This window comes from Trinickia soli (genome assembly GCF_002879855.1).
GTDB lineage: Bacteria > Pseudomonadota > Gammaproteobacteria > Burkholderiales > Burkholderiaceae > Trinickia > Trinickia soli.
This window is the reverse complement of record NZ_PNYB01000012.1, coordinates 78,428-103,632: the sequence shown is the minus strand read 5'-3', so window position 1 is coordinate 103,632 and position 25,205 is coordinate 78,428. Positions and strand designations below refer to the sequence as shown.

The 25,205-nt window shown below is 60.6% G+C and carries 22 protein-coding genes; 6 read left to right on the top strand and 16 right to left on the bottom strand.

Annotated elements, in window-relative coordinates:
- Window positions 1-51: 51 nt before the first annotated feature.
- Window positions 52-1,119, bottom strand: coding sequence for an ABC transporter substrate-binding protein (locus C0Z19_RS15520; protein WP_102610815.1), 1,068 nt, complete (start codon window positions 1,117-1,119; stop codon window positions 52-54).
- 181 nt (window positions 1,120-1,300) lie between these two features.
- On the opposite strand from C0Z19_RS15520, the gene C0Z19_RS15515 reads away from it, so the two are divergent.
- On the top strand, window positions 1,301-2,236 hold the full coding sequence (locus C0Z19_RS15515) for a LysR substrate-binding domain-containing protein (protein ID WP_102610719.1): 936 nt from the start codon (window positions 1,301-1,303) through the stop codon (window positions 2,234-2,236).
- A gap of 51 nt (window positions 2,237-2,287) precedes the next feature.
- Here the strand turns inward: C0Z19_RS15515 and C0Z19_RS15510 are convergent, their stop codons facing one another.
- A complete protein-coding gene (locus tag C0Z19_RS15510) occupies window positions 2,288-3,226 on the bottom strand; it encodes a LysR family transcriptional regulator (protein ID WP_102610718.1) in 939 nt (312 codons plus the stop codon).
- Between the two features lie 131 nt (window positions 3,227-3,357).
- On the opposite strand from C0Z19_RS15510, the gene C0Z19_RS15505 reads away from it, so the two are divergent.
- Complete coding sequence (locus tag C0Z19_RS15505) at window positions 3,358-4,209, top strand: class I SAM-dependent methyltransferase (RefSeq protein ID WP_102610717.1); 852 nt, start codon at window positions 3,358-3,360, stop codon at window positions 4,207-4,209.
- A 263-nt stretch (window positions 4,210-4,472) separates the two neighbouring features.
- Complete coding sequence (locus C0Z19_RS15500; protein ID WP_102610716.1) at window positions 4,473-5,126, top strand: glutathione S-transferase family protein; 654 nt, start codon at window positions 4,473-4,475, stop codon at window positions 5,124-5,126.
- Window positions 5,127-5,209: 83 nt separating this feature from the next.
- Here C0Z19_RS15500 and C0Z19_RS15495 read toward each other — a convergent pair whose 3' ends face one another.
- The 6 genes from C0Z19_RS15495 to C0Z19_RS15470 all read right to left on the bottom strand — a co-directional run bounded on the left by C0Z19_RS15495 (window position 5,210) and on the right by C0Z19_RS15470 (window position 13,638).
- Window positions 5,210-6,724: a methyl-accepting chemotaxis protein gene (locus C0Z19_RS15495; protein WP_146012078.1), complete on the bottom strand. Its 1,515-nt coding sequence runs from the start codon at window positions 6,722-6,724 to the stop codon at window positions 5,210-5,212.
- 88 nt (window positions 6,725-6,812) lie between these two features.
- Window positions 6,813-8,456 carry a GMC family oxidoreductase gene (locus C0Z19_RS15490; protein ID WP_102610714.1) on the bottom strand — a complete coding sequence of 548 codons (1,644 nt, stop codon included), beginning with the start codon at window positions 8,454-8,456 and terminating at the stop codon, window positions 6,813-6,815.
- Between the two features lie 4 nt (window positions 8,457-8,460).
- Entirely contained in the window at window positions 8,461-9,957 is a 1,497-nt protein-coding gene (locus C0Z19_RS15485; protein ID WP_102610713.1) for an aldehyde dehydrogenase, read from the bottom strand.
- 80 nt (window positions 9,958-10,037) lie between these two features.
- Entirely contained in the window at window positions 10,038-11,222 is a 1,185-nt protein-coding gene (locus C0Z19_RS15480) for an OmpP1/FadL family transporter (RefSeq protein WP_102610712.1), read from the bottom strand.
- 52 nt (window positions 11,223-11,274) lie between these two features.
- Complete coding sequence (locus C0Z19_RS15475; protein ID WP_102610711.1) at window positions 11,275-12,237, bottom strand: PDR/VanB family oxidoreductase; 963 nt, start codon at window positions 12,235-12,237, stop codon at window positions 11,275-11,277.
- 78 nt (window positions 12,238-12,315) lie between these two features.
- Window positions 12,316-13,638 (bottom strand): Rieske 2Fe-2S domain-containing protein, encoded by a 1,323-nt coding sequence (locus tag C0Z19_RS15470; protein WP_102610814.1) that lies wholly within the window; start codon window positions 13,636-13,638, stop codon window positions 12,316-12,318.
- A gap of 156 nt (window positions 13,639-13,794) precedes the next feature.
- Between C0Z19_RS15470 and C0Z19_RS15465 the strand changes: the two genes are divergently transcribed.
- A complete protein-coding gene (locus C0Z19_RS15465; protein WP_102610710.1) occupies window positions 13,795-14,736 on the top strand; it encodes a LysR family transcriptional regulator in 942 nt (313 codons plus the stop codon).
- Between the two features lie 54 nt (window positions 14,737-14,790).
- Here the strand turns inward: C0Z19_RS15465 and C0Z19_RS15460 are convergent, their stop codons facing one another.
- From C0Z19_RS15460 to C0Z19_RS15425, 8 genes are all read right to left on the bottom strand, one after another.
- Complete coding sequence (locus C0Z19_RS15460; protein ID WP_102610709.1) at window positions 14,791-15,960, bottom strand: porin; 1,170 nt, start codon at window positions 15,958-15,960, stop codon at window positions 14,791-14,793.
- A 99-nt stretch (window positions 15,961-16,059) separates the two neighbouring features.
- A complete protein-coding gene (locus C0Z19_RS15455; protein WP_102610708.1) occupies window positions 16,060-17,013 on the bottom strand; it encodes a Gfo/Idh/MocA family oxidoreductase in 954 nt (317 codons plus the stop codon).
- Window positions 17,010-17,852 (bottom strand): class III extradiol dioxygenase subunit beta, encoded by an 843-nt coding sequence (locus C0Z19_RS15450; protein WP_102610707.1) that lies wholly within the window; start codon window positions 17,850-17,852, stop codon window positions 17,010-17,012. Before C0Z19_RS15450 ends, C0Z19_RS15455 begins: the two co-directional genes overlap by 4 nt.
- Window positions 17,845-18,252 (bottom strand): protocatechuate 4,5-dioxygenase subunit alpha, encoded by a 408-nt coding sequence (gene ligA, locus C0Z19_RS15445; RefSeq protein WP_102610813.1) that lies wholly within the window; start codon window positions 18,250-18,252, stop codon window positions 17,845-17,847. The genes C0Z19_RS15450 and ligA overlap by 8 nt, the downstream gene beginning before the upstream one ends.
- On the bottom strand, window positions 18,252-19,166 hold the full coding sequence (locus C0Z19_RS15440; RefSeq protein ID WP_102610812.1) for an amidohydrolase family protein: 915 nt from the start codon (window positions 19,164-19,166) through the stop codon (window positions 18,252-18,254). The genes ligA and C0Z19_RS15440 overlap by 1 nt, the downstream gene beginning before the upstream one ends.
- A gap of 106 nt (window positions 19,167-19,272) precedes the next feature.
- Window positions 19,273-19,983 (bottom strand): 4-carboxy-4-hydroxy-2-oxoadipate aldolase/oxaloacetate decarboxylase, encoded by a 711-nt coding sequence (gene ligK, locus C0Z19_RS15435; protein WP_102610706.1) that lies wholly within the window; start codon window positions 19,981-19,983, stop codon window positions 19,273-19,275.
- Entirely contained in the window at window positions 19,980-21,008 is a 1,029-nt protein-coding gene (locus C0Z19_RS15430) for an amidohydrolase family protein (RefSeq protein ID WP_102610705.1), read from the bottom strand. The genes ligK and C0Z19_RS15430 overlap by 4 nt, the downstream gene beginning before the upstream one ends.
- Window positions 21,005-22,114, bottom strand: coding sequence for a 4-oxalomesaconate tautomerase (locus C0Z19_RS15425; protein WP_102610704.1), 1,110 nt, complete (start codon window positions 22,112-22,114; stop codon window positions 21,005-21,007). Before C0Z19_RS15425 ends, C0Z19_RS15430 begins: the two co-directional genes overlap by 4 nt.
- Before the next feature lie 113 nt (window positions 22,115-22,227).
- On the opposite strand from C0Z19_RS15425, the gene C0Z19_RS15420 reads away from it, so the two are divergent.
- Both C0Z19_RS15420 and C0Z19_RS15415 read left to right on the top strand, forming a co-directional pair.
- On the top strand, window positions 22,228-23,175 hold the full coding sequence (locus tag C0Z19_RS15420; RefSeq protein WP_102610811.1) for a LysR family transcriptional regulator: 948 nt from the start codon (window positions 22,228-22,230) through the stop codon (window positions 23,173-23,175).
- Window positions 23,176-23,525: 350 nt separating this feature from the next.
- Window positions 23,526-25,127, top strand: coding sequence for a DUF2957 domain-containing protein (locus C0Z19_RS15415; RefSeq protein WP_233196155.1), 1,602 nt, complete (start codon window positions 23,526-23,528; stop codon window positions 25,125-25,127).
- The last annotated feature ends 78 nt before the right edge of the window (window positions 25,128-25,205 follow it).

Below are 25,205 nucleotides of genomic sequence, written 5' to 3'. Positions count from 1 at the left end.
TCATGTGAGGCATGCAGTGCGCACCACGCGCACCGCTCGCGCAAGCGTCAATCAGTGCTCGACCGAACGATTCCACCGTTCAGTCCATTGAGTGCGATGCTCATTGACGGTGGCCCAATCGACCGTCGTGAGCTTCGCGATCTGATCGGGGCCGTATGGCACGCGCGCGGCTACTTGCGGCGACAGCTTCACCGTCTTGTTGACCGGCCCGAGCCCGATGTCTTCGGCCTGCATCGCCTGCACCTGCGGGCTCAACAAGTACTGAACGAACTGCTGCGAGAGTTCGGGCTGAGCGTTCTGCGCTACAACGCATGCGGCCACTTGCAGCGCCACGCCGCCTTGCTTCGGGTAGATGAACTTGAGCGGAAAGCCCGTGTTCTGAAGCGCCACGGCGCGGCCGCTTCCATACGGCGCGAGGATCACGTCGCCCGATTGCATCAGGCCGTCCATTTCACCCGGCGTCGGCGCCCATGACAGCACGTTCGGCGCCACCTTCGTGGTCATCGTCTCGAAGCCCGGGTCGATGTTCTTTTCCCCGCCGCCGGCCATGCGCGCGAGCATGACGAGCGTATGCAGCCCATACGTGTTGGTGATCGGCGGCACGCCGATTTTTCCCTTCAGGCGCGCATCGGTCAGCACGCTCCAGGAATCGGGCGGGGGCAAGCCCAGCTTCTTGAACGCCTTCTCGTTATAGCCGATACCCGTCGCGACCATACCGATACCGACCGCGGTCGGCCCCAAATGCGCGAGCGGATAAAGATCGCTCATGACCGGGGCGTCGTCGACTTTGCCGCACAGTCCGAGCGCCATGGCTTGATAGGTGGGACCGTCGTCCATCACTGCGACGTTGATCTGCTCGTGGCCTTTTTGCGCCTGCAGCTTCGCGAGCGTATCGGTCGAGTTTCCCGCCACATAGACGATCCGCACGTTGTGCGCTTTCTCGAAGGGCGGATCGATCTTTTGTCGATAAAGCTGTTCATTGGAGCCGCCGACGTTGGCTACGTACAGCGTCGATTCGGCGTGAGCGCGGCCGGTGGCCGCCAGCGCGCCCGACAGCGCGAACGCCGCCAGCAAGGCATGCGGCATGGACAGGGAAGGACGACGCAACGCGTTCTTCATGACGACGATCTCCAATGTGGTTTTAAGCGCGTCGGCGCAAACGATTTGAGCCGATGCGTTGCAGTTTCGCGCGCCACAACCCATATCGTCCAATACGAATAAAATACGGATCTATTCATAGATGATATGGCCTTGCCGTGACGATGATGGCGCCTGCGGGCCGTGAACGGGGGAACAAGCGATGAACCTCAAGCAGATCGAAGCGTTTCGCGCCGTCATGGTGGCCGGCTCGATGACGGCCGCGGCGAAGGCGTTGTTCACGTCTCAGCCGAATGTGAGCCGACTGATCTCGCAATTGGAAGGCGACACGGGACTCACGCTGTTTCAACGCACGGGCGCACGGCTCGTGCCCACCACGGAAGGCACGGCCTTCTTTCGCGAAGTCGAGCGCGCTTATGTGGGGCTGCAGGGGCTCGCAACTGCCGCCGCGCAGATCCGTAACCTCGGCAGCGGGCGCTTGCGGATCGCTGCGGTGCCATCGGCCGGCCTCGCCCTCGTGCCGCGGGCCATCAGCCGCTTTCAAAGCCAGCATCCGGGTGTGACCGTGTCGCTGCACGTCAATACGTCGGCCACCGTCAACCACTGGACGGCCTCGCAATTCTGCGATTTGGGCGTCGCGGTGTACATCGGCGAGTCGTCGAGCTGCCAGGTCGAGCTGCTATCGGAGGTGGCAGCGGTATGCGTGCTGCCGGCCAAGCATCGCCTCGCGAAAAAAGCCTCGATCACGCCTGCGGATCTGAGCGGCGAATCGTTCATCTCGCTCTGTCACGGGGACGGGACGCGTTCGCAGATGGACGAAGTATTCGTGCGCGCGGGCGTGGAGCGCGTGTTGGCAATCGAAGCGCAGTATTCCGCGATCTGTTGCGAGATGGTGCGGTGCGGGATGGGTGTGACGTTGTCGCATCCGATCGTCGCTCGGGATTTCGTCGGGCCGGACGTGGCAATTCGTCCGTTCTCGCCGGCCGTGATATTCCCGACTTATTTGCTGTTTCCGCCCCACCGCCCGCGCGAACGCCTGGCGGCGGCGTTCGTCGAGGTGCTGCGCGAGATGCACGACGAGATTCTGGCGGGGACGAAGGCGGCGCAAGGTCGAGCGGCGCGGCGGAGAAGCGCGTAGGGGCAGGCAGGCCGTCCAGCCCGCCCTACACACACATTGGCCGGGCACCAATCACGTTTCCCCCGCGACGTTGCCGAGGTCTCCCCGGCGGCGCTTCACATGATCGATGAAGGCGCGCAGCTTCGGCATGATCTGCCGGCGGCTTGGATAGTAGAGAAATACGCCGGGCGTCATCGGTGCGAACGGCTCGAGCACTTGCACCAACTTGCCCGTTTTCAGCGCTTCCGCGGCAATCGGCTCGGGCACCTGAGCCAAGCCGACGCCTTCAACTGCCGCGCCAAGCATGGTGGAGAAATCACTGGCGATGAGCGGACCGGCTACGGCGATTTCGATCGGATGGCCGCTGTCGTTGAATGTCCATAGCGCGAGCGCCCCGTTGGATCGCCGCCATCGCACGCACGCATGTTGGCGCAACTCGTCCGTGTGCCGGGGCTGGGTGCGACCCGCGAAATAGGCAGGGCTGCCGACAACGACGAGACGAAACGGCGGCGTCATCGGTACGGCGACCATGTCGGCATCGACGAATTGACCCAGCCGGATGCCGGCGTCAAAGCCTTCCGCCGCAAGATCGATCAACTCCTTCGTCGCGGCGATCTCCACTTCGACCTCGGAATACGCCTGGCAGAACGATGCAATCAGGGGTTCAAGCAGGATCGGCACCGCCGCGCGCGGCACCGAAAGACGCAGCAACCCGGTGGGCCGCTGGCCCAATCCGCGCGCAACCTCGCTGGCGGCGACCAGCTCTTCGAAGGCAGGCTTTGCCTGCGAAAGAAACCGTTCCCCTGCTTCGGTCAGGCCGACGCTACGCGTGGTGCGAATGAAGAGCGCTGCGCCGATGCGCGCTTCGAGCACGCGCACCGCCTGGCTGACAGCCGACGGCGTCATGCCCAATTGCGCGGCGGCCCGGCGAAAACTGCGATGCTGAGCAACGCTCAGAAACACCTCCACGCCATCGAGCGCGCCCTGCCTGACTGTGAAGTTCTGCTTCATAGCCCGTGAACATTGTGGTGAATAGTCGCTCGCGAGCGGTCATGGTACACCTACGGCTACCGACGAGGCGTCGCGTCAATCCGGGCTCGCAAGCCCTGATCCATTCGCCAATACCGTGGAGGAACCTGGCAATGACTGATGTACTTGATGACGTGCGCGATCACTATCGCGCGACCGGCCTGACCGAGCGGCTGAAGCATGCACTGGCAGCCCATTGGCCGGAGGATCAGCCGCTCACTCCGCAACAACTGGGTACCCTCGACCAATTTCATACCCGCGGGCTTGCCGCTACCGCCGAGCTTGCCGGGTTGGCCGGCATCACCGCCGACATGTCGGTGCTGGATGTCGGGTCGGGCGTTGGCGGGCCGGCCCGTTTTCTCTCTGCGACCTATGGATGCCGGGTCACAGGTATCGACCTCAGCGAACCGTTCGTGGATGCGGCACGCTATCTCACCCACCGTACAGGGCAAAGCGAACGGGTGTCGTTCCATACGGGCAGTGCGTTGGCGCTGCCATTCGACGACTGCGATTTCGACGTCGCCTTGCTGCAGCACGTGGCGATGAACATCGCCGATCGCGCACGGCTTTACCGGGAGATCGCACGCGTGTTGAAACCAGGCGGTACGTTCGCGATGTTCGACGTCGTCGCAAACGGTGGCGAACCGCACTATCCTGTGCCCTGGGCGAGAACGCCAGCAACCAGCTTCCTGATGACGGCCGACGCGACGCGCGAGGCGATCGAACAAGCGGGATTCCGAACGCTGGCATCGCGAGACGACACGGAAGCCGCCAAAGCCTGGATCACCCAATTGCGTGAGTCGGGGCCGCCGCCTTCGCCGAACCTTGGCGTGGTAATGGGTCCGGACTTCGCGCAGCTCGCCGCCAACCTGGGGCGGAACCTTCTGGAAGGCCGACTCGGCGTATTCACCGCGGTATTCGAGGCTGAGGCCGCGAAGACACGCGTGAACGGGGAGAACCGCTGATGAAGGGCAGCACCGCGCTGCCTGATATCACGGCGCCGCACCTCATTTGGCGCAGCCTGGTTTGGCTGATCCCGTCGGTACTGCTGTTCGATGGGCCGGCAGAGATTCTTCGTTGACTTCCCACCAGGCGTCGCCGCGCGCCTGAAATCGCGCCACAGTTGTCACTCCCAGCCTCCGCTGGCCTGGTGGCAGTCTATCCACGGTCACCAACCGACGTGCCGGCAGCACCGGCATCAACATGACGCGATACGTGGAGAAACGAAATGGAAAAAATCGCTGTGTGGGGCTTCAGCTGGATACCGCCTTTCGCCCAGGGGCTGGTGCGCGATCTGCGCGTGCGCTGGGCGCTCGAAGAGGCGGGGCTTGCTTACGACAGCCGGTGGATCGGCACCGGGGAGTTGAAATCCGCTGCCTATCGCAGCAAACACCCTTTCGGCCTGGTGCCCGTGCTCGAGTCCGATGACCAAACCTTGATCGAGTCGGGCGCCATCGTTCATGCCATCGCCGAACGGTGCGAGACGCTCATGCCTGTCGACCGGCGTAATGAAACGCTCTCCTGGATGTTCACGGCACTCAATACCATCGAGCCGCCGATCTGGAATCTTTTTGCGATGGACGTGCTGCACCGCGACGAGGCGTGGGTACCGCTGCGCCGACCGGGAGCCGTTGACGATGTAAAGACTCGATTGGCCGCACTTTCCGGGTGTCTTGACGGTCGCGATTATCTGCTGGGTTGCTTCACGGCGGCCGACATCCTGATGACCAGCGTGCTTCGGTTTATCCGGCATACGAATCTGGTCGGCGAGTATCCGCTGTTGGACGCCTACGTCAAACGGTGCGAGGCACGGCCGGCCTTTCAAGCCGCCTTGCGCAACCAGATGGAAGGCTACGCGCTCAACGAGCCCGCTACTGCGTGACGAGGAAGGAGCACAGCCAAAGCCGGGAGGACTCGCTCGATGAGAACCCGCCACACCGCGTCTTGCGAGCTTCCGTCTCGGCGTCAGATATCGAATAACGACACGGCCTGCATGACTCCCATCGATCGCTGGCGCATCTCCTCGGAGATCGATGCAACCGAGTTGACGAGCGCCGAATTCTGTTGCGTTGTCAGATCTATCGCAGCGATGGCCTCTTCGATCTGTGCCATTGCGCGGCTTTGTTCGGAGCACGCATCCTTTATCTCTTCGACCAGATTGCTGACGACCCCCACGGCCGCTTCCGTTTCCCGCATTCTTGCACCCGCCTGCTCCGCCGCCACGCGTCCTTCCCGCGCCAGATCAAGGCTACGATTTGCAAGGACACGAATCTGGTTTGCGGCGGTCGCACTTCGCTGAGCAAGGGCACGCACTTCGGATGCGACGATCGCAAAGCTCCGTCCGCTGGGTCCTGCACGGGCCGCTTCAACCGCGGCGTTGAGTGCAAGAATATTGGTTTGAAATGCAATCGCGTCTATTACGCCAACGATGCTGGCGCTTTCCGAACTCGATGCATCGATCTTCCGCATGATCTCGATCAGGCGCTCCACTGCCTGTCCGCCCTCGCGCACAGCACGCGTTGACTCGCGCGCAAGCCTGTCCGCCTCGGCGGATGATTGGGAATTGTTGAAAATGCTAGCGTTGAGCTGTTCAACGCTCGCCGCCGTATCTTGAACGCTGCCGACCTGGTGCTCGGTTCTCGCCGATAAATCTCGATTTCCATCAGAGAGCGTTTCGGTGCCCGACGATACCTGCGTGACGCCGTCCCGTACATCAGCAACCGCAGTGCGCAAATTCAGGATCGCCTGGTTGAGTAGGATCAGCACATCCCTTGGCTCGCCATCGCCCGCTACACTCGGCGCAATGTCCAGTTGTCCTGCAGCCAGACCAACGGCCACTCTGGTGATTTCTTTCAAAGGACGATGAAACAACGTTGTCAACAGCAAACCGCTGCCGGCAAAAATCGGCAGTAAGGCAATGCACACGGTTTCCAATGTGACGCCCCGCAATGAAACGATGCATGCTCCAAGCGACGCTATAAATTGGAAGAAAACAATACCCGCGACTTTCCAACGTAAACTCGCGCGGCCAATTCTGCGTGGCGCGCCGTACCATCGTTTCCTCGTGATTCTCCCCGCCCGTATCGACCAGCCGGGTTTGGCTTCATCCATCGTGCGGTATGCAAGGGCCGCCTGAGTGCTTTGCGCCGGCTCAATGGGCTCAATGAGCGCAATGGCCCGTTTGCCGGAGCGGCCGGGCATAAGATTTGAACGCGCCCAAACAACTTCGTCGGTCACGGTTCGATAAGGCAATATTCCGACCCATGGGCGATTCGCGCGCACCGTCCGTTGAATATCGAGCAGGACGGCCTTCGGTATATTCGCAAGCAAAGACGACGCTGCCACCCGCAGCAGTGATTCCCGAGGCCATCCGAGTGATTCGACGAACGCGTCATTGACATGTTCGACCAAACCATCCAGCGTCACCATGACGAGCGGACGGGGTGCATTTGACGTCATTTGGATAGCCTGCTTTCGCAAAAGAATACTCGTCGAAGACGCATGAGGAACGCGTTCCGACTCACGCTCGACCTGACCCGCGGCACTCCGTGTCCTGCCAACGTCCGGCTCACACGGGCTGCGTTGACAGCAGGCTGCTGCCTGCCGGAGATGTCATCGTGGTCGGTGACATCATCATGTCGACTGCACGATCAGCCACCGCCATCACGGTCGCATTCGTATTCGAACTGATAATCGACGGCATCATCGAAGCATCGAAGACGCGCAATCCGCTGACGCCCTTTACCTTGAGGTCCGGGGTCAAGACCGACATGGGATCGTCAGGGTGCCCCATGCGACACGTGCCCACGGGATGGTAGTTGGACTCCGTGGTCCGCCGGACGTAGTCGGCGAGTTCATCGTCCGACTGGAGCGCGGGTCCGGGTCCGACCTCCTGTGCCACGATGGATGCGAACGGTTCGCTTCCTGCGATCGATCTCAGATACCGGATCGCTTCGACAAGCCGCTCCGTATCCTCATCATGGGAGAGCCAGTTCGGGTTGACGAGTGCGTCGTCCGCAGGATCTGCAGATCGGAGGCGTACGGTCCCGCGAGATCGAGGCCGAACGAGGTTGGCCATCAATGTCATCCCGTAGGTAGGCTTCGGCGCCTGTGGATCCGGCCACATAACCCCAATGCAATAGAGCTGAAGATCCGGTTCCCCCGCGGGTTCACGAAGATTGACGAAAGCCATCGTCTCGGCCCCGTTCGACGCGATGGGCCCGTTGTGGAACGCGAGATACCGGAGTCCGTTCAACAGCGCGCGGCGCCCACGGTCTTCCCCGAAGTACCCATATTGCCCGCGAGTCGTCATCGAGACGACGGCAACGTTGTGATCTTGCAGATGCTCGCCGACTCCCGGGGAATCGACGCGAACTTCGAGCCCATGCTGGCGCAGATGCGCAACCGGACCGATGCCCGACAACATGAGCAGCTTCGGCGTGGCGAAGGCGCCCGCACAAACGATCACTTCGGCCGACGCTCTTGCCTGCATGAGCACACCGTCAATCGCATACTCGACGCCGACAGCGCGGTCGCCGTTGAAGACGATGCGTTGGACGCGCGCTCGTGTCATCAGGGACAGGCGCGGATCGGACAGCACAGGAGCGAGAAAGGCATCTGCCGCACTACATCGCCGTCCCGCGTGCGTGGTGGTCTGCATGTAACCCACCCCGCGCAAGGATCCGGCATTGAAGTCCGCCGCAAACGGCAAGCCCTGGCGCTGCATGGCTCGCACAAACCGGTCTGCTACGTCGACCTTGTACAACGGATCCGATACCTTCAGTGGGCCGTCCGCGCCGTGCGCTTCATTGTCGAAACGTTGATTGCCTTCCTGCTTGCGGAAGTATGGAAGGAGGCCATCCCAGGACCAGCCGGAATCGCCGGTTGCAGCGACCCAGCTTTCATAGTCGGCACGCGAGCCTCTCGTATAGGCCATCGCATTGACCGAACTTCCGCCGCCGACAACGTTTCCCTGCGGAATAGAAACCACGCGGTCTCCGAGCGACGATTGACGAGCCGATGCATATCTCTTGATATAGCGGCTACCGTCGAAGAGCATCTTGAACGTCCCGGCAGGCATGCGAATCAGCGCATTGTTCGCCGGCGGCCCCGCCTCGAGCAGAAGCACCTTCGCCCCCCACTCATGAACCAACCGGCTCGCCGTCACGCAGCCGGCGCTGCCGGCGCCGATCACAATGTAGTCGTAGTCCATCGCGTCACTCCGTCGTCGCGCGCGTTACAGGAACGGGAAGATAAATCGCCTGGTGTTCGAGGAATGCACCGAGACCTTCCGGCCCCCCCTCCCGACCAATCCCCGACTGCTTGAAGCCGCCGAACGGCGCGTTCGGGGCGATCTCGAGTCCATTGACCGAGACGTTCCCAGTCCTGATTCGGCGCGCGATTGCACTACCACGCTCCACGTCACTCGTGAAAACAGTGCCGCTCAAGCCGAAATCCGTGTCGTTCGCGATTTCGATCGCTTGATCAATGTCGTCGTACGCGATGATCGAAACAACAGGACCGAAAATTTCTTCCCGCGCGATCGTCATGTGCGGTGTCACGCCGGCGAACACCGTAGGCTCGACAAAAAACCCCGTTTCGAATCGGCGACTACGGTCGCCGCCCGTCACGACCCGTGCTCCTTCCGTGTAACCCGCTTCGATGTACCCCATCACCCGATCGAGCTGACGCCGATTCGCAAGCGGCCCGATTTGCGTGTTGATGCTCCAGGGGTCGCCCACCTCGAGGCCGCCAATGACCGCGCTATACGCTTCGATGAAGGCTCGTTCGCGACTACGCGGAACCAGAATCCGGGTTTGTGCGAAGCAAATCTGCCCCGAGAAGGGCATGGTGACCTGCGCCAACGCGGCGAGCGTGGGGTCCAGCTCCGCATCGTCGAGAACGATGGCGGCGGATTTCCCCCCCAGTTCGAGCGTCACCCGGGCGAGCCGGTCTGCGCAGGTTTTTGCAATCAGCTTTCCCGTCGCGGTACTTCCGGTAAAGCTCACTTTGTCCACTTCCCGCTTCGCTACCAGATAGGCGCCGTGGGCCGCGTCGGCAGCGATCACGTTGAGCACGCCTGGCGGCAAACCCGCCTCGTGCGCACATTCGGCAACGACAAGTGCATCGAACGGCGTTTCCGGCGGGGTCTTTACCACTACCGTGCATCCGGCTGCCAGTGCGGCGCCGAGCTTATACGAGAGAATCGGCAACTGCGCATTCCAAGGTGCAATCAGCGCCGCCACGCCAACCGGCTGGCGGATGATCCTCGCCTGTCCATTTCGCGTCGAACGCACTTCCTCGAACGCGAATGTCGACGCTAACCCGGCGTAGTAATCAAGCATCGCCGTCGCGGTAGGCGCGAACATATCGGCGAAGCCGACAGGTGCGCCAACCTCCGCGGTCCAGATTCGCGACAGAAGCGGGATGCGCAATCCGAGCGCCTCGGACATCCGTCGTAGACAAGCAGCGCGTTCGGTACCGGACATGCGCGGCCAGGGACCTGTGTCGAACGCCTTTCGCGCGGCATTCACCGCTCTATCCACATCGCCGGTGTCCGCCAGCCGAGCCGTTGCAAATGCCACTTCGGTCGACGGCGAGACCAGTGAGAAGGAAGCGCTCGAACCACCTTGCACCCACTGCCCATCGATGTAAAACCTGGACAGCACGTCTTCACTCAGTTCTGACTGCGGATCAAACGGAAAATTGGACATGGGTTTTCCTGATATTGACTCTTCTTTTCTCATGAGATCCGATGTGCCGTTTCACCGGCATCGACTCCCGGCTATACGACCTAAAAGAGGTGCCCGTAACTCACGCCGAAGACCTCGGTTTTTGTTCTTTCGCTAAATCCGGTGCTGGAGCCGTCGCCGGCAACCGTGACAGGGAATCCGTACTCGAAAACCCCGCTCACTTCATCGGTCTTGTTGAATCGGTAGGTCGTGCCCACGGAAACCGCTGTCGAGACCGGCATAGCCGATAGCAGGTTCTGCGCGACCACTGATGGTCCGATCGGATGGTTGCCGCGTGAGAGGCCCGTTCGGAGCGTCCATCGCGGGTTCACGTCCCATGCCGCACCGATGCGGAAGAAATCCTGGTTCTGCCAGCCGAATCCTTGTGCCGAGCCGATGACCGTATTCGAAAACTCGAGGTGCAACCAGTCCGCGGAAACCGTGACGCTTGGCACGACCTTGTACGCGATGCCGACACCGTATTGAGCGCCGATATCGATTCGGCCGCCGCCGCCCGCCAGCAGGTCGTTTTCGTAGCCGCTCAGCTTACTCATCCGAATGCGGCTGGCGTAGCTCGCGCCAAACGTGAATGCCGGGGTGGGCTGCCAGATATAGCCAATCCGCGCGCCGTAGCCGAAAGCGCTCGACACCCCATGCGAGGGCAGCGGGTGCAATGTCCCATCGCCCATGGGAACGATCGCGCCATTTGCGGAGAACCGTTCGTATGCCAGCGCCAGGCTGACACCGATGATGTTGTGCTCCGTGATTCTGTATGTGACCGTTGGCGCGGCGATCGCCGTCTCCAAGCTCGATTGGGCCACCCCCGCACCTGCAATCGGAAGGGCGGGCCGACCATAACTCGTGCCGACGCCGACGCCAAACAGCGACACGCCCAGCGTCAGCCGCGGCGTGATCTGCCAATTCGCACCGCCGTCAGGAACCGGATACACCTTTCCGGTATGCAGCTTGTTGGACGCGCTCCCATAATCGAAGTCGGTCAATGGTTCAAGCAATTGAACGCCGAAGTCGGTTCTCGAACCCACTAATCCCATGCCTGCAGGATTGTCGGCGGCCGCCGTACTGTCCTGCGGAAATGCGATGGAAGTGCCTCCCATACCGGCCGACATAACACCGGTGCCGCTGAGCGCGATACCGTCGACCGCCCGTGCATATTGAGCGGGGAGTATCGCGAGTGCGCCTACTGCTATCGTGCGCGCGTAGCCCATCCCATCGAATCGCTTCGACATGTTGTCTCCGAATATTTTGATGACGGCTCCGCCTATAAGTGGCGGCCTGAAATTACAAGTCGACTACGAGCAACGTGGAACGCGAACGCGATACGCAGATCGCCATGCAATTTCCGCTCGCTTGCTCCTGTGAGGTGAGAAAGCAGTCGCGATGGTCAGGGCACCCATCCAACACTTTCACGACGCAGGTTCCGCAGACGCCTTGCTCGCATGACGTCTCAACGTCCGTGCCATGCTCGCGTAGCACATCGACGATCGTCTTGCCCGGCGGAACCGTGAACGTCTTGTTCGAACGCGCCAGCTTCAGGTCGAAGGAGGTTTCGAGTTCGGCGCCAGATGCCGGCGTTGCGGCGAAATATTCGAGGTGCACGGCATCGTCAGGCCAGCCGTGGCGCGCAGCGACCATGCGCACCGTGTCCATGAACGGTTGCGGCCCGCACAGATACAAATGGCAGTCGTCTCGACGGTTGCCAAGCGCATTGGCCAACGTCGCCTCGACGGCGTCACGCTCCTGGCCAAATAGCAATTGGCACGAGCCGTCGAGCGCTGCGCCGCTCAGTTCGTCGCGGAATGCCGCGTGAGCTTCGGAACGCGCGAAATACAGCAAGTCGAACGGTTGGCCGCGATCACGAAGCAGGCGCGCCATGCTGATGATGGGTGTAATACCGATGCCACCGGCTACCAGCAAACTTCTGCGGGCTCCGCGATGCATCGGAAAGAGGTTGCGCGGTGCAGAGATGCTCAATTCGCTGCCCACGCTCAACGATTCGTGAACGAACTTCGAGCCACCGCGCGATGCTGCTTCCCGTTTGACGGCAACCTCGTACGTCGAGGTGTCTCGATACGATCCGCACAGCGAATACTGCCGGATGATTCCCGGTCCCAGATGCAGATCGATATGGGAACCGGGCTCCCATACGGGTAGCATGGATCCGTCCCGGGGTGCCAGCTTCAGCAGACGGATGCCTTCTGCAATGGTTTCGGCGGCAGTAACTCGAACGGGAATGATATTCATGGCAAGGTGCATCGATTGAATTCGGGTATTACAAAAGCGGCTCGTGCCACCGCATGGAGCGGCGGCACGAGCGGGACGTCATGCCTCGAGTGGCTGCAACCGGAACAGATCGCTGCTCTCGGCGTAATTCGCGCAATACGCTTCCTTCGATTCCCCGGCGCTGATCTCGCCGGTGATCACGACCATGTCTCGGAATTCGTTCTCCTCTTGACGGCGCACCACGCCGCGAGGATCACCCCCTTCTGCGAGCGCCTGTGCAGCTTCGTCGAGCATCCGGCGGGCACGAACGATGGCGATGTCGGACGACGACAGATGCTCTTGGCTTTGGTCGTGGACCGTGCCTTGCGACTGCGTGATCGCTATGTCATGAACCGAGAAGCACTCGCCCAGGCCCAGATACGCTTGCCGAGCCATCGATTCGCGATCCTGCGAATACAAATCGCTTTTCGCTCTGCGCATGCGGTCGCCTTCAACCTTCTCGGATTCGTATTGCTTGTGAAGCGCATCTTTATCCAGCTTGCCGCTGCGATGAAAGATGAACTCCCAACGCCAGTGATGTTCATCGTCGATAGGAACGTCCCATAGCATGGTGATGCCGCCCTCCCCAAGGTAGCCCTCGAAACCACCGACAGCACACGCATTGGGCATGACGAAATTGGTGATGCGGATAGATGAGCGATCGGTACCTTCGATCTTGCGCAGCGTATAGAGCCGCACGCCGAAGCGGGTGTCTTCGACGGAAAGCTCGGGCCGCGCCTGATTTGAAAACACACCCCAGCGGGCTTGCATGTCGGCACTCGACAATTCCAACTGGTGCAGATACGAGGTATGGACAGGGTCGATGTTCCCCTCGCTCGCCTGCATCCAATTGCAATCGCCAAACCATCGCGTGGTGTAGCGATATTCGCTACCGCCAGCAAGTGCGGGGTAGTTTGGAAAAAGGGGCGGCTCGCCAGGGCCCATGTAGGCCCAGAACGCGCCTCCGGCCTCATGAAGCGGATAAGACTTCATCCGGATGCGATCTTTGGCCGTCGCCGAAGCTTCCGCCGGTTGATCGAGACAGCGTCCGTGTACGTCGAACAGCCAACCGTGATAAGGGCAACGAATGCCGCCCGCTTCAATACGGCCCAGCGCAAGGTCGGTGCACCGGTGGGCGCACTTCCGATCGATCAAGCCCACTTGACCATCGTCATCGCGGAACAACACCAGGTCTTCACCCATGATGCGGATCGGCTGCGGCGCAGCGCCAACGGGCAACGACTCGATCAGCGCCACCGGCTGCCAGTAACGTCGGAGCAGTTCGCCCGCCGGCGTACCCGCATTGGTCTGCGTCAAGTACTGATACCGGTCGGCTCCACGCGGACGGGGCTTGATCGTGATCGGGTGTGTGGAGGTGTCCATCATGTCTCCTAAGTTCTGTTCAAGGGCAATTGAAGTAGCTCGTCGGCGCAAGCCTCGTTAAGCATTACGATATATTGATACCTGCCATATGAAAATCGCATTTCTCGCATATCTGATATACAATCTGTACAAGCGTTCGGACTATGGGCATGGGACATGGAAATCAAGCAGCTCCAGCACTTCTCGCGTATCGCGGAAATCGGCAATCTGACGCGTGCCGCCAGCGTCCTTGGCTTGACACAAGCCGCGCTGAGCCGGCAGGTCGGGCAGCTCGAAGCAGAGCTTGGTACGGAACTGTTCAGGCGTACCGGCCGCGGACTCGTCCTGACCGATGCGGGTCAACGTCTGCTTGATCACGTCCCATTGATCCTGCGCCAGATTGCGCTTGCCGAACGCGCGGTGAGGGGCAGCACGGGGCCTGCACAGGGGAACCTGGTGTTGGGATTGCCCCCCAGTCTCGCGCGCACGGTCGTTGTCCCGCTTATCGATGCGTTCCACGAGCGGTTGCCCGAAGTCACACTGCGCACCGTTGACGGCTTGTCTGCCAATCTGGTCGAGCTCGTGGGCACAGGCAAGCTCGACTGCTCGGTGGTCTACAATCAACCGCCGAGCGATGTCGTGGAATTGCGTTTGCTGGCCGACGAGGAGTTGTATCTCGTCGCGAGCGCTGCGACACGGCGCGCAGGAAAAGCACTCCCGCGTTCACTCACACTCGCCGACGTCGCTACGCTTCCGCTGGTGACTGCCGGCACCGTCAATGCCGTGCATGCGACACTGGCGAGCGCGATGGCGGCGCTCGGGTTGAAGCCGCAAGTCGTGCATGAAATCGAGAATCTCACGGCGATCCTGGACCTGGTGCGCAAAGGCTACGGGTGCTCGGTCATTCCATTGAGCGGAGTGCATCCCTGCATCGGGGACCCGACGTTGCGACTGCATCGCATACGCAAACCCGCACTACGATGCAGCCTCTCGGTGGTGACGCCGGCGCGCGCATCGAACGACGTGCTGATTGCGCAGGGGACGGCATTGGTTCGAGACGTCGTTCGTCAGAAGCTCGCCCAATTTCATAAAGAAGTCGAGGAAGCCATCGACGCATAGGTCGTCGCGCCGCTGGCCCGCCCGATTCGCCGTGCGCTGGGCCGGCGAACATTCTCAAAAGCGATGTTGCATACCGAGCAACACACCGATCTGTTTCGCGTTCGGCACCGTAAAGTTGCCGGCGCCAACCGAATAGGATGCGCGGCTATTGTTTTGCATAAAACCAAGCATCGTGTAGAGGGAGGTTCGTTTAGACAACAGATAGGTCGCACGCATCACGTAGTAGTTGGCGTTCTTTTGATCCGTCGTGGTGATTCTGGACACTTCGCCGTCAAGCTCGATATCGGGTCTCAGCATGTACGACGCGCCGCCGAAGAAAATATTGGTCTGATATTTTGTCGCCGCCGTCGTCATACGATGGATGGCGCCGCCACGCAAGGCAAATTTGCCCAGTTGGAAATATCCACTCACCATATATCGTGTCGTGGTTTGACCGGAGTTCGAGAGCACCAGCGGCATCGACGGGTCGTAAGAGACACTCCCGGGCAACAAGCCCGGTCCCCCGCGCAACTGGTCATAGACGAACTGCAAGCCCAGCTCCGGTCCCCAATAGCCGGCCAACGCCGTAATCTGCCGGCACGCTGTTGAGCTTCCCCCCACATTGCCCGGGCAATTCGTTGCTCCCGGATTGAACGCGGCTCCGCCGTTCACCGCCGCCGTTCCCGGGCTGCTTGCCCCATCGCGGCCTGTGCTGTAAGTGGCGCCAGCAACGAAATGGTGAAAGTTCACGAAGTAACTTATCGTGTTATCGGACCGGCTATTGGGCAGGTAAGGGTCCAGCGCCGCCAACGAATAGAGCGCCGGACCCAACACCGTCGACTTCATCAACGCAACGTATGTCATGTTGATCTGACGTCCCGCGCGAATCGTGCCGTAGGGTGTCTCGAGTCCTACCCAAGCGGACCGCCCGAAGAGGCGATTGCCATTCTGAAGTGCGCCCGAATTCGGCGCAAAACCGCTCTCCAGTTCAAAAATGGCGTTCACGCCCGAGCCCAGGGATTCCTTTCCGTGCAATCCCCATCGCGACGGTAGCGCGCCCGAGAGCGAGGTCATGCGAATCGCCGAACCCGATACGCTGGTTTGACCGGGTGCCCTTGCCGACTGACTTTCCCAATCCACGCCGGTATCGATAATTCCATAGAGCGTTACGGTACCCTGTGCGCGTGCATGAACGGAAGTCAGCACTGAAGCCGCGACTAACGTCGCAGTCAGAATGGTTTTCATGTCTCCAATCCTTTATATGGGAAATAGTTGATTTTTTATGTTTGTGTGACTTGCGGCCCTGGGGCGTGGGCCGCCGATACGTTTGCCACAGCCGGGCGTTCAGCCCGGTTGTCGTGCGAGTCGATCCAACACCCCGTAACAAGGGAGCACGCTAGCCACGCTTGCGTTCGGCTCGCGGCAGTCGCGAATCGCGGCGAAAAATTCGGCGTCTTGCCGCGCGACGCCGCTTGATTTGATATCGGAGGAATCGGCTTGAACGGCTGTGCCCATACCGTCCATCAACTCGTCGTAGCGTGCGATATAGGTCGCTCCGTCGCCGATGTACCGAAACGTCGAGCCGAGCGGCCCGGCGTTGTTGAAACTGAGCGATAGCGTGCATAAAGCACCGCTTCGACTCTTCAGTTGAATCGACATGTCAAGGGCGATGCCCAGCGTCGGATGGACCGGCCCCTGCAGCACGTTCGCCGCAATCAATTCCTCCCCGGTTTGATATAGGAACAAATCGATCGTGTGAGCCGCGTGATGCCACAACAGATGGTCGACCCAATCGCGAGGCTGACCCAGCGCATTCATGTTCGTGCGGCGCAGAAAATAGGTTTGCACATCGAGCTGCCTCAACGAAAACTGCCCGGTGCTTATTCGAGTGCGCATCCACTCGTGTCCGCGATTGAAACGTCGCGTATGCCCGCACATCGCAATCAGTCCCGTGCGGTGCTGCCATAGCGCCACTGTTTCGGCGTCACTGAGGGAGTCGGCCAACGGAATCTCGACCATCACGTGCTTGCCCGCCTGCAAGCACGCGATAGCCTGCTCCGCGTGTGCAGGGGTGGGTGTGCATAGAATCACCGCTTCTATCTCGGGCTGTGCCAACGCTTCGTACAGCCCGGAGCTGGCCTGTGCAATCCCATAGCGCGCCGCAACCTCACGCGCCTTGTGCAGATCGCTGTCCACGAGCGACACGACCACCGCCTCCTCCAAGCCGGCAATCGCGTCGAGATGTTGGATGCCAAATGCCCCCGCACCGACCAATGCAACCTTCAGTGCGGGGCTCACGCGTCCTCCAATACCAACAGGCCATAAGCTGTGTTCGATGCGGGCACGTGGTAGAAGCGATGAATCTCACGCACGGCTTCATTCAATGCGCCTCGCATGATGAGCCACATGATGATCTCGAGCCCCTCCGATCCTGCCTCGCGCAAGAGTTCCTCATGCCCGATTTGCGCGAGCGACAGCGGGTCGTGTGCCATGCGATCGAGCCATTGCCTGTCATAAGGCGCGTTGATCAACCCGGCGCGTTCTCCTTGCAGTTGATGCGACATACCGCCTGTGCCAAAAACCGCGACCTTGATGTCGGGCCCGTATGAATCGATGGCCCGCCGGAGCGCGCGTCCGAGCCTCAGGCAACGCTTCGCGGTCGGCTGCGGATACTGGATCACATTGACGCACAGGGGGATGACGCGGCATGGCCACTGATCCGGCTGACCGAACATCAGCGACAACGGCACAGTAAGGCCGTGATCGACCGTCATCTCGCCGACCATCGTCATGTCGAATTCGTCGTTCAGTATCAGCGATTCGGCCAGATGCCATGCCAATGCCGGGTCGCCTTGACATACCGGTACAGGCCGGGGGCCGTATCCTTCGTCGTGCGGGGGGAACTCGTCAGCCACACCGATCGCGAAGGTGGGTGTCATATCCAGCCCAAATCGCGACGCATGATCGTTATAGATGACGATGACGACATCGGGCCTGACCTTACCGATCCATTCGCGTGCAGCCATCACCCCATCGAATAGGGGCTTCCAATAGGGTTCCTGCGTTTTGCCGTGATCGATAGCGGCGCCAATCGATGGCACATGCGAGGTAGCGACACCTCCGACGAGCCTAGCCATGGGACCACTCCTCGATACTGCGGTTGCCGTCCACCGGCCGACCTCCGGCAACCATCATGGCGCGAAATTCATCGACGGACATTCCGTCAGCCGACATGGCAGCGCCCACGTGCTGCATGGTTAAGCCGTCGAAAATCGCGAGCTTGAACGTGTAATAGATGTTCCCGCCCAGCCGCAACATAGCAAGCCAGTCGCGGTCGACCACAGCACGGCGCTGGTCATCGGTCAGGTTGAACCGTTGGAGATAGCCCGGGGAATCTGCGCGAAACGCCACCCGATTGCTATCCAGGTCGAGCGACTTGCAGAACATGTTGAGCGCGTATCCTTTCCGACAATGCTCCCCGTCGAAAACATAGGTTCCCGGGATTTGGCGATAGGCGCGCGTTGCAGGGGCGTTCATCATTCCCCCCAGTACAAGCGCATCGGATTATCGACCAGCAGCTTTTGCCGGAGCTCGGCCGTCGTTGCGATGCGCGGAATGAAATCCACCAGTAGGCCGTCGTCCGGCATATGGTTTTTTAAATTCGGATGAGGCCAATCGGTACCCCAAAGCACCCGATCGGGAAATGTTTCCACCAAGCGCCGCGCGAACGGCACTACATCGCTGTACGCCTCCCGTTCGCCATCCAGCGCTGGGTTCCCCGATACGGAAAGCCGTTCGGGACAGCTCACCTTTGACCACACGTTAGGATGCTCGCGCATCAAACGCACAAGCAACTCGAACTCGTCACCGTCCGGACTCTGCGAGACATCCGGACGCCCCATGTGGTCGATCACTACAATCGTCGGCAAATCTGTGAAGAAATCCCAAAGCTCGGGTAAATCGGCCGCCTCGAAATAAACGACGACATGCCAGTTGAGTTCGGCAATGCGGTTTGCAATTTCGAGGAGTTCTTCCCTCGGGGTAAAGTCGACTAACCGCCTGACGAAATTGAATCGCACGCCACGTATTCCCGCCGCATGCAATTCGCGCAGTTGCTCATCGCTTACGCCGCGTTTCACGGTGGCAACGCCACGCGCCCTGCCTTGCGATCCAAGGCAGGCATCGACCAACGCGCGATTGTCCGCGCCGTGGCAAGTAGCCTGCACGATCACATTGCGTGCGAAGCCCAGATGATCTCGGAGCGCAAACAGTTGCTCCTTGCTGGCGTCGCAGGGCGTGTACTTGCGCTCCGCCGCATAAGGAAAGCGCTCGCCAGGCCCGAAGACATGACAATGGGCATCCACTGCGCCGGGCGGCAATTGAAAAACGGGTCGTGAAGGACCCCGGTACCAATCCAACCAACCGGGAGTCTTTGTGAAATGCGTGGACATGACGTGTTTGCACCCATTCAGGTTATCGGCCACACCACCTCACCGCCATTTCAAACTTCGATAGTTCGGTGCGGCAAAGTGGTGTATATCGTCGTGGCGATCGAACTCAGTCGATATACTTCAGCCCGGCGCGCTCGAGCGGCGCGCGCATCGCGTACATATCCAGTCCAAGTTCGCCCGCCGCGAGTTTCTTCCGCTTCTGCGCTTCGTTGGCTTCGCGCGTACGCGCCGCGTCGGCGACTTGCTGTGCAAGTGTGATAGGGACAACGACAACGCCATCGTCGTCGGCGATCACAATGTCGCCGGGATTGACCAATGCGCCGGCGCATACCACGGGAATGTTCACGGAGCCGACCGTCGCTTTGACCGTGCCTTTCGCGCTAACCGCTTTTGAGAACACCGGAAACGTCATGGCCGTGAGGTCCTTGACATCGCGGCATCCCGCGTCGATCACAAGACCCACCGCTCCGCGTGCCTTAAAGCTGGTCGCCAACAAATCGCCGAAAAACCCGTCGGTCGTATCGGCCGTAACCGCGGCGACGACAATGTCCCCGGGCCGAATCTGCTCGGCTACGACATGCATCATCCAGTTATCGCCCGGATGCAGTAGCACGGTCACTGCTGTGCCGCACGCGTATGCGCCAGCGTAGATCGGCCGCATATAGTTCTTCATCAACCCCATGCGGCCCATGGATTCGTGAACGGTCGCCACGCCGAATCCCGAAAGTTGCTTTACTACCGCGTCATCGGCGCGCGTGATATTGCGTTTGACAATGCCAAGCTGGCTGGCAAGGTCGGCATGGATCGGAGTGCTCATTGTCCCTTCCTCTTCAGAGTGGCATCCAGGCGCGGATAAACCCGCCGGGCGTTGCCTTCGTAAATCTTGTGCCGGTCCTCGGCCGACAGAGTGGACGAGGCCTCGACATACCGTAGCGTGTCGTCGAAATAGAATCCGGTCTGTGGATCGACACCACGTACCGCGCCGATCATTTCGCTCGCAAACAGAATGTTGTCCACCGGTATCACCTTGGTGAGCAGGTCGATGCCCGGCTGGTGATAGACGCAGGTATCGAAGAAGATGTTGTTGAGCAGGTGCTCTTCGAGCAACGGCTTCTTCAGTTCCTGTGCAAGTCCCCGGAAACGGCCCCAGTGGTAGGGCACGGCGCCGCCGCCGTGTGGGATCACGAACTTCAATTCGGGAAAATCCTTGAACAGATCGGAGGTCAGGCATTGCATGAATGCCGTCGTATCCGCGTTCAGGTAATGAGCGCCCGTGGTATGGAAGCACGCATTGCAACTGGTCGAAACATGGACCATTGCAGGAATCCCGAATTCGACCATCTTTTCGTAAATCGGATACCAGTAACGATCTGACAGCGGCGGGGAAGTCCAATGACCGCCCGAAGGGTCCGGGTTCAGGTTGATGCCTACGAATCCGTACTCCTTCACGCAGCGCTCCAATTCCGGAATGCAGCTGCTCGGATCGACACCCGGGGACTGCGGTAGCATCGCTGCGCCGATGAAGTTATCGGGAAACAGTTGCGAGACCCGATAACAAAGCTCGTTGCAGATACCGGCCCATGTCGCGCTGGTCTCGAATGTTCCGATGTGATGCGCCATGAAGCTGGCACGTGGAGAGAAAATCGTCAGATCGCTACCGCGCTCTCGCATTTTCTTGAGCTGATTGGTAGCAATCGATTCGCGCAACTCGTCGTCGCTGATCCTCAGATCCGTTGCGCTCGGTTGTTGCGCCGGATCTGTCAACGCGGCTATCTGGCGGTTGCGCCACTCTTCCAGCGCCTTCGGCGCCGTGGTGTAGTGGCCGTGGCAATCAATGATCATGTTGCACCTTCTCCATTCCATGCGAAGGGACTCACCATGACCTCACCGCGCATGATCAATCGCGCGGTGCGCAGCAATGCGGCTCGCTGCACGGTCTGAGGATTGACAGGATCCGTTTCGAGTTCGACGCTGAATTCGCCTGACGGATGCTCGACGGAAATTTGCTTGCGCGTGCCCGCAGGGACGGATGCCAAACCGTCGGCGATGCTGCCCTCGAGTACGCAGGCGGTAGCGACAGTCACCGCGGCCAGCACGCCGATCGCGTCATGGCAAACGTGTGGGATGAAACAGCGCGTCGCCACACTGCCCCCAGCGACAGGGGCCGCAATCAGGCACATCTTCGGGTAGGTCTTGGACGTGACATCGCCGAGACCCATCAATTCGCCGCAGCGCAAACGAAGCGTTTCGAGCGTCGCTTTCAATTCGGAATCGGCATTCAGATCCGCGACCGACTCCTGTCCGGTGCGGCCGACCGCGTCCGCACGCAGCAGCACCATCGGCATGCCGTTGTCGATACAGGTCACCTCAATCGTCAACGTCGAATCGAGTTCCACGCGATCGCGGACCTGACCGGTCGGCAGCAGTCCCGAACACACGGAACCGGCGGTATCCAGGAAGTTGATGGAGATGGGAGCCGCCGTGCCGGGCACCCCGTCAATACGTGCATCCCCGTCGTACACCACCCGCCCATCCGGCGTTTGCACGCTGATATCGCACGCCATGCCCGTATTGCGCGTCAGGACTCGCAACGTCGTCACGTCTCCCTGTGGCAGGACGAGGCCGGTTTCCAACGCGAATGGCACGACCGCCGCGAGCATGTTGCCGCAGTTGGGTGTCGTATCGACCGTGGCGCTGTCGGGTTGCAGTTGTGCGAACAGAAACTCCAGGTCGATATCGGGCCGGCTGCTGCGGCTCACGATCCCAACCTTGCTCGTGAGCGGATGCGCTCCCCCCATTCCGTCGATCTGGCGCCGATCGGGCGATCCCATCACATTGAGCAGCACGCGATCCCGGGCAGCCACGTCCGCCGGAAGATCGGCTGCGTTGAAAAAGGGGCCGCGCGACGTGCCGCCGCGCATGAACAAACAAGGTATGGCGTGCTGCATGGCTGAGTCGACCTCGCTCCGTGATGTGCTTGTATTTTTTTATGTTTTCTGCCATTCTGCAATGACATATCCAGCATAGTAGATATGCGTTTTATGCAACTCAGGAGATGATCATGGAACTTCGGCAGCTCGAATCCTTCGTTCACGTCGCGGAGCTTGGAAGCTTCACGCGGGCGTCGAATTTCCTTTCCATCGCGCAACCCGTGCTCAGCCGGCAGGTACGAGCATTGGAGGTGGAGTTCCGTCAGGTTCTTCTGGAACGCAACGGTCGAGGCGTGACGCTGACTGAAGCCGGCAGGCGTTTCCTGGAACACGGCCGTAGCGTGCTGGCGCAAATCGAACGCGCGCAACTGGACATGGAGCAAGGCCGAGGCGCCTTAACGGGACGGATCGTCGTGGCGTTGCCGCCGAGCGTGAGCCTGACCCTGACGACTCCGCTGGTCAGAGCGTTTCGTGACCGTTTCCCGAAGGCGACGCTATGCGTCCTGGAGGGGCTCTCCAGCTATGTGCTCGAGTGGCTGACAATCAGTCGCGCCGACTGCGCGGTGGTCTATACCGTCCCGACTTCTTCGGCGGTCGAGTTAGCGCCCGTGCTTACCGAGCAGCTTTATCTGGTCTCCCGCCGTACTGACCCTGCCGCCGCAAACGGCGACTCGGGCAAAGGTGCGATCGGTCTCGCGGAGGTCGCCCAGCGCTCACTCGTGATGCCAAGCCGGCCCCACTCCATTCGTATGCTGCTGGAAGCGACGATGGCGCAAGCGTCGCTAAAGCCGCGCATTGCCGTGGAAGTGGAAAGCATCCAGGCAATTCTGGCCCTCGTTCGGGACGAAGGGGTCCACGCGGTCCTGTCGCTCAATGCAGTCCATTCGAGCGGACACGCACAAGAGTTCGAAGTACGCCCCATCCGTCAACCGAGCCTGGAAACGACGCTCTGGGTCGCGACGTCCGCGCAGCGTCCGCAGGGACCGCTGCTGAGTCAGACCTTGCCCTTACTGAAAGATTTGCTGCTCGAACATTGGACGAGAGGGGTCGAGGACAGTTATCCAATGTCGCCGGCCTGAATCGATCAAACGCAACCGCCGTTTTATCTTTCTCAGCAAGAACACGTGAGACTGTTCATGTGAATGAATCGAGGGAGGACCCCGTAGATTCCAACAAAAAACGCACAAATCGGCATCTCAATTTAATTGACCCGAATAGCATTAATTTCATGTAAAGCATCCGTCCCTGTGATGTTTTAAACGATCGCACATTCCCTCGTAAACATTGGGCAAAAAATAAAAGCCCGTTTGGATACGCGTCTCTATTTACACCGGTCGCGCGCCGCCCTTAGGGTAACGCCCGCAGCCTCCGGTAAGCGATTTGAGAGGCCAATACCAGTCAATCCAAACGAATTCACGAGGAGACAAAAATGCCGATCGCGCGCATTCAATCGGTTATTGCAGCGTCGGCCGCGATGCTCTCCGTCGCACTGCTCTCGAGCGGCTGCGGCGGCGGGGGATCTGACGATCCGGCGCCGATCGCCAGCACGCCTTGCACGAGCAACACGTGCTCGCGATCCGGCGCGACCACGGCGCCGTCCACGGCGGCCGCCTTGTGCCCTGCCTCGCTCGACTACGGCACGACTTTCACCGGCGGCTCCGGCAGCGGCGAATACATCAAGGTCAGGTTCGATACGTCCAAGAAGCAGTATCAAATGACATTCGTCGAATCGGAGGTGCCGACTTCGGCGGGGCAAGTCAACGGCACGCGCGCCGGCTTCACGATCGTCGGCGACTTCGACACGGCCGATCGTTATCAGGTTGCGAACGCACAAGGCGCGGCCACGACACCGCTCAAACTGCCCACCGCCGAGCAGAACCGTTGCGCGTTCGTGCTGAAAAACGGCCAAACCGCCGACGGCAGCTACAAGGTGGTAATCAATCCGAACGATCCGCCGATGCTGTTCGTCGGCAACGGCATTGTCGGGGGCGGCATCCCCGGCTCGACCGTGCAATTCGACGGTATTTCGCTCGCGCCCGGCGTCCAGGTCGCCGTCGTGCCGCGCAAGACGTTCGACTACTACCCGTTCATCGCCTTCAGCCACACCGTGACCGACTTCTCGAAGGTGGCCGGACACTACAACGAACTCGGCATTCACTTCACGCCGTCGGGCGGCAACTTTCAAACGACCGCCGCCAACCCGGTGGGCATCCCGCTCGGATGGCAGGTCGACGGCATCCAGTTGACAGAGACGATCAACGCCGACGGCTCATGCACGCCCGACAGCGGGCAAACGTACACATCGTGCCCGACGACGGGCGCAAACTGGGTCCCACGTATGAACGCGGACGGCTCGCCCGACCATGTCTTCACGAGCGCGGCCAATCTCGATCTGGGCCTGGGCAACGTCTATCCCGACGCGGGCGCCGGCCAACTGCAATCGGCATTCGCCGGCAACCGGGCGCACGGCATTCTGATTGCGGGCGATTTGAACGGACAAGTCGTGCCGGTCGTCATCCGTGTCGGATATGCGCATTCGGGCACCGGGCTATCCGATTCCTCAGTCGACGATCAACTCGGCATCTCGCTACTCGCGCCCGCGCACAAGCTCGACTCATGGTCATTGGCAGGCGCGTTCATCGGCGCCAACAGCGTCACGGCCTGCGGCCTCGTCAGCGCCTATGCGGCCACTTCGGCATCGCCCCCGATCTTCGAAGGCGCCTGCCTTGACGATACGACGACCACGCATGCGGGCGTCAACTACACGTCGACCCTCTTCGAAGGCGCGAGCGCTGCTTTCCTCGATCCCTTCACATCGACCGCCGCGACGAATTTTTCGCTCGATTTCACGCAAACACAGCCGGGACTCGTCAAGGTCACCGCGCTCAACCCCTTCACCTCCGGCGCCGCCTCCATTTTCCAAGCGGGCGACACCGGCTACCTGATCAAGGTCGGTTCCGTGTACGCCATGCTGATGAATGGCGCGGGCCGGCCCAATCCGTTCTTCACGATTGGCGCGTTCGTACAGTAGCTGCGGTAACGCTTCAAGAGGCGGCCGGCAGCGCCAATGGGCCGCCGTCCCTTCCTGCCATCAACTCGATGAGAGGTT

Bases quoted from the DNA above. Each gene is read 5' to 3' on its own strand.
- C0Z19_RS15520 (WP_102610815.1), bottom strand. From the start codon at position 1,119: ATGAAGAACGCGTTGCGTCGTCCTTCCCTGTCCATGCCGCATGCCTTG.
- C0Z19_RS15515 (WP_102610719.1), top strand. From the start codon at position 1,301: ATGAACCTCAAGCAGATCGAAGCGTTTCGCGCCGTCATGGTGGCCGGC.
- C0Z19_RS15510 (WP_102610718.1), bottom strand. From the start codon at position 3,226: ATGAAGCAGAACTTCACAGTCAGGCAGGGCGCGCTCGATGGCGTGGAG.
- C0Z19_RS15505 (WP_102610717.1), top strand. From the start codon at position 3,358: ATGACTGATGTACTTGATGACGTGCGCGATCACTATCGCGCGACCGGC.
- C0Z19_RS15500 (WP_102610716.1), top strand. From the start codon at position 4,473: ATGGAAAAAATCGCTGTGTGGGGCTTCAGCTGGATACCGCCTTTCGCC.
- C0Z19_RS15490 (WP_102610714.1), bottom strand. From the start codon at position 8,456: ATGGACTACGACTACATTGTGATCGGCGCCGGCAGCGCCGGCTGCGTG.
- C0Z19_RS15485 (WP_102610713.1), bottom strand. From the start codon at position 9,957: ATGTCCAATTTTCCGTTTGATCCGCAGTCAGAACTGAGTGAAGACGTG.
- C0Z19_RS15480 (WP_102610712.1), bottom strand. From the start codon at position 11,222: ATGTCGAAGCGATTCGATGGGATGGGCTACGCGCGCACGATAGCAGTA.
- C0Z19_RS15475 (WP_102610711.1), bottom strand. From the start codon at position 12,237: ATGAATATCATTCCCGTTCGAGTTACTGCCGCCGAAACCATTGCAGAA.
- C0Z19_RS15470 (WP_102610814.1), bottom strand. From the start codon at position 13,638: ATGGACACCTCCACACACCCGATCACGATCAAGCCCCGTCCGCGTGGA.
- C0Z19_RS15465 (WP_102610710.1), top strand. From the start codon at position 13,795: ATGGAAATCAAGCAGCTCCAGCACTTCTCGCGTATCGCGGAAATCGGC.
- C0Z19_RS15460 (WP_102610709.1), bottom strand. From the start codon at position 15,960: ATGAAAACCATTCTGACTGCGACGTTAGTCGCGGCTTCAGTGCTGACT.
- C0Z19_RS15450 (WP_102610707.1), bottom strand. From the start codon at position 17,852: ATGGCTAGGCTCGTCGGAGGTGTCGCTACCTCGCATGTGCCATCGATT.
- ligA (WP_102610813.1), bottom strand. From the start codon at position 18,252: ATGAACGCCCCTGCAACGCGCGCCTATCGCCAAATCCCGGGAACCTAT.
- C0Z19_RS15440 (WP_102610812.1), bottom strand. From the start codon at position 19,166: ATGTCCACGCATTTCACAAAGACTCCCGGTTGGTTGGATTGGTACCGG.
- ligK (WP_102610706.1), bottom strand. From the start codon at position 19,983: ATGAGCACTCCGATCCATGCCGACCTTGCCAGCCAGCTTGGCATTGTC.
- C0Z19_RS15430 (WP_102610705.1), bottom strand. From the start codon at position 21,008: ATGATCATTGATTGCCACGGCCACTACACCACGGCGCCGAAGGCGCTG.
- C0Z19_RS15425 (WP_102610704.1), bottom strand. From the start codon at position 22,114: ATGCAGCACGCCATACCTTGTTTGTTCATGCGCGGCGGCACGTCGCGC.
- C0Z19_RS15420 (WP_102610811.1), top strand. From the start codon at position 22,228: ATGGAACTTCGGCAGCTCGAATCCTTCGTTCACGTCGCGGAGCTTGGA.
- C0Z19_RS15415 (WP_233196155.1), top strand. From the start codon at position 23,526: ATGCCGATCGCGCGCATTCAATCGGTTATTGCAGCGTCGGCCGCGATG.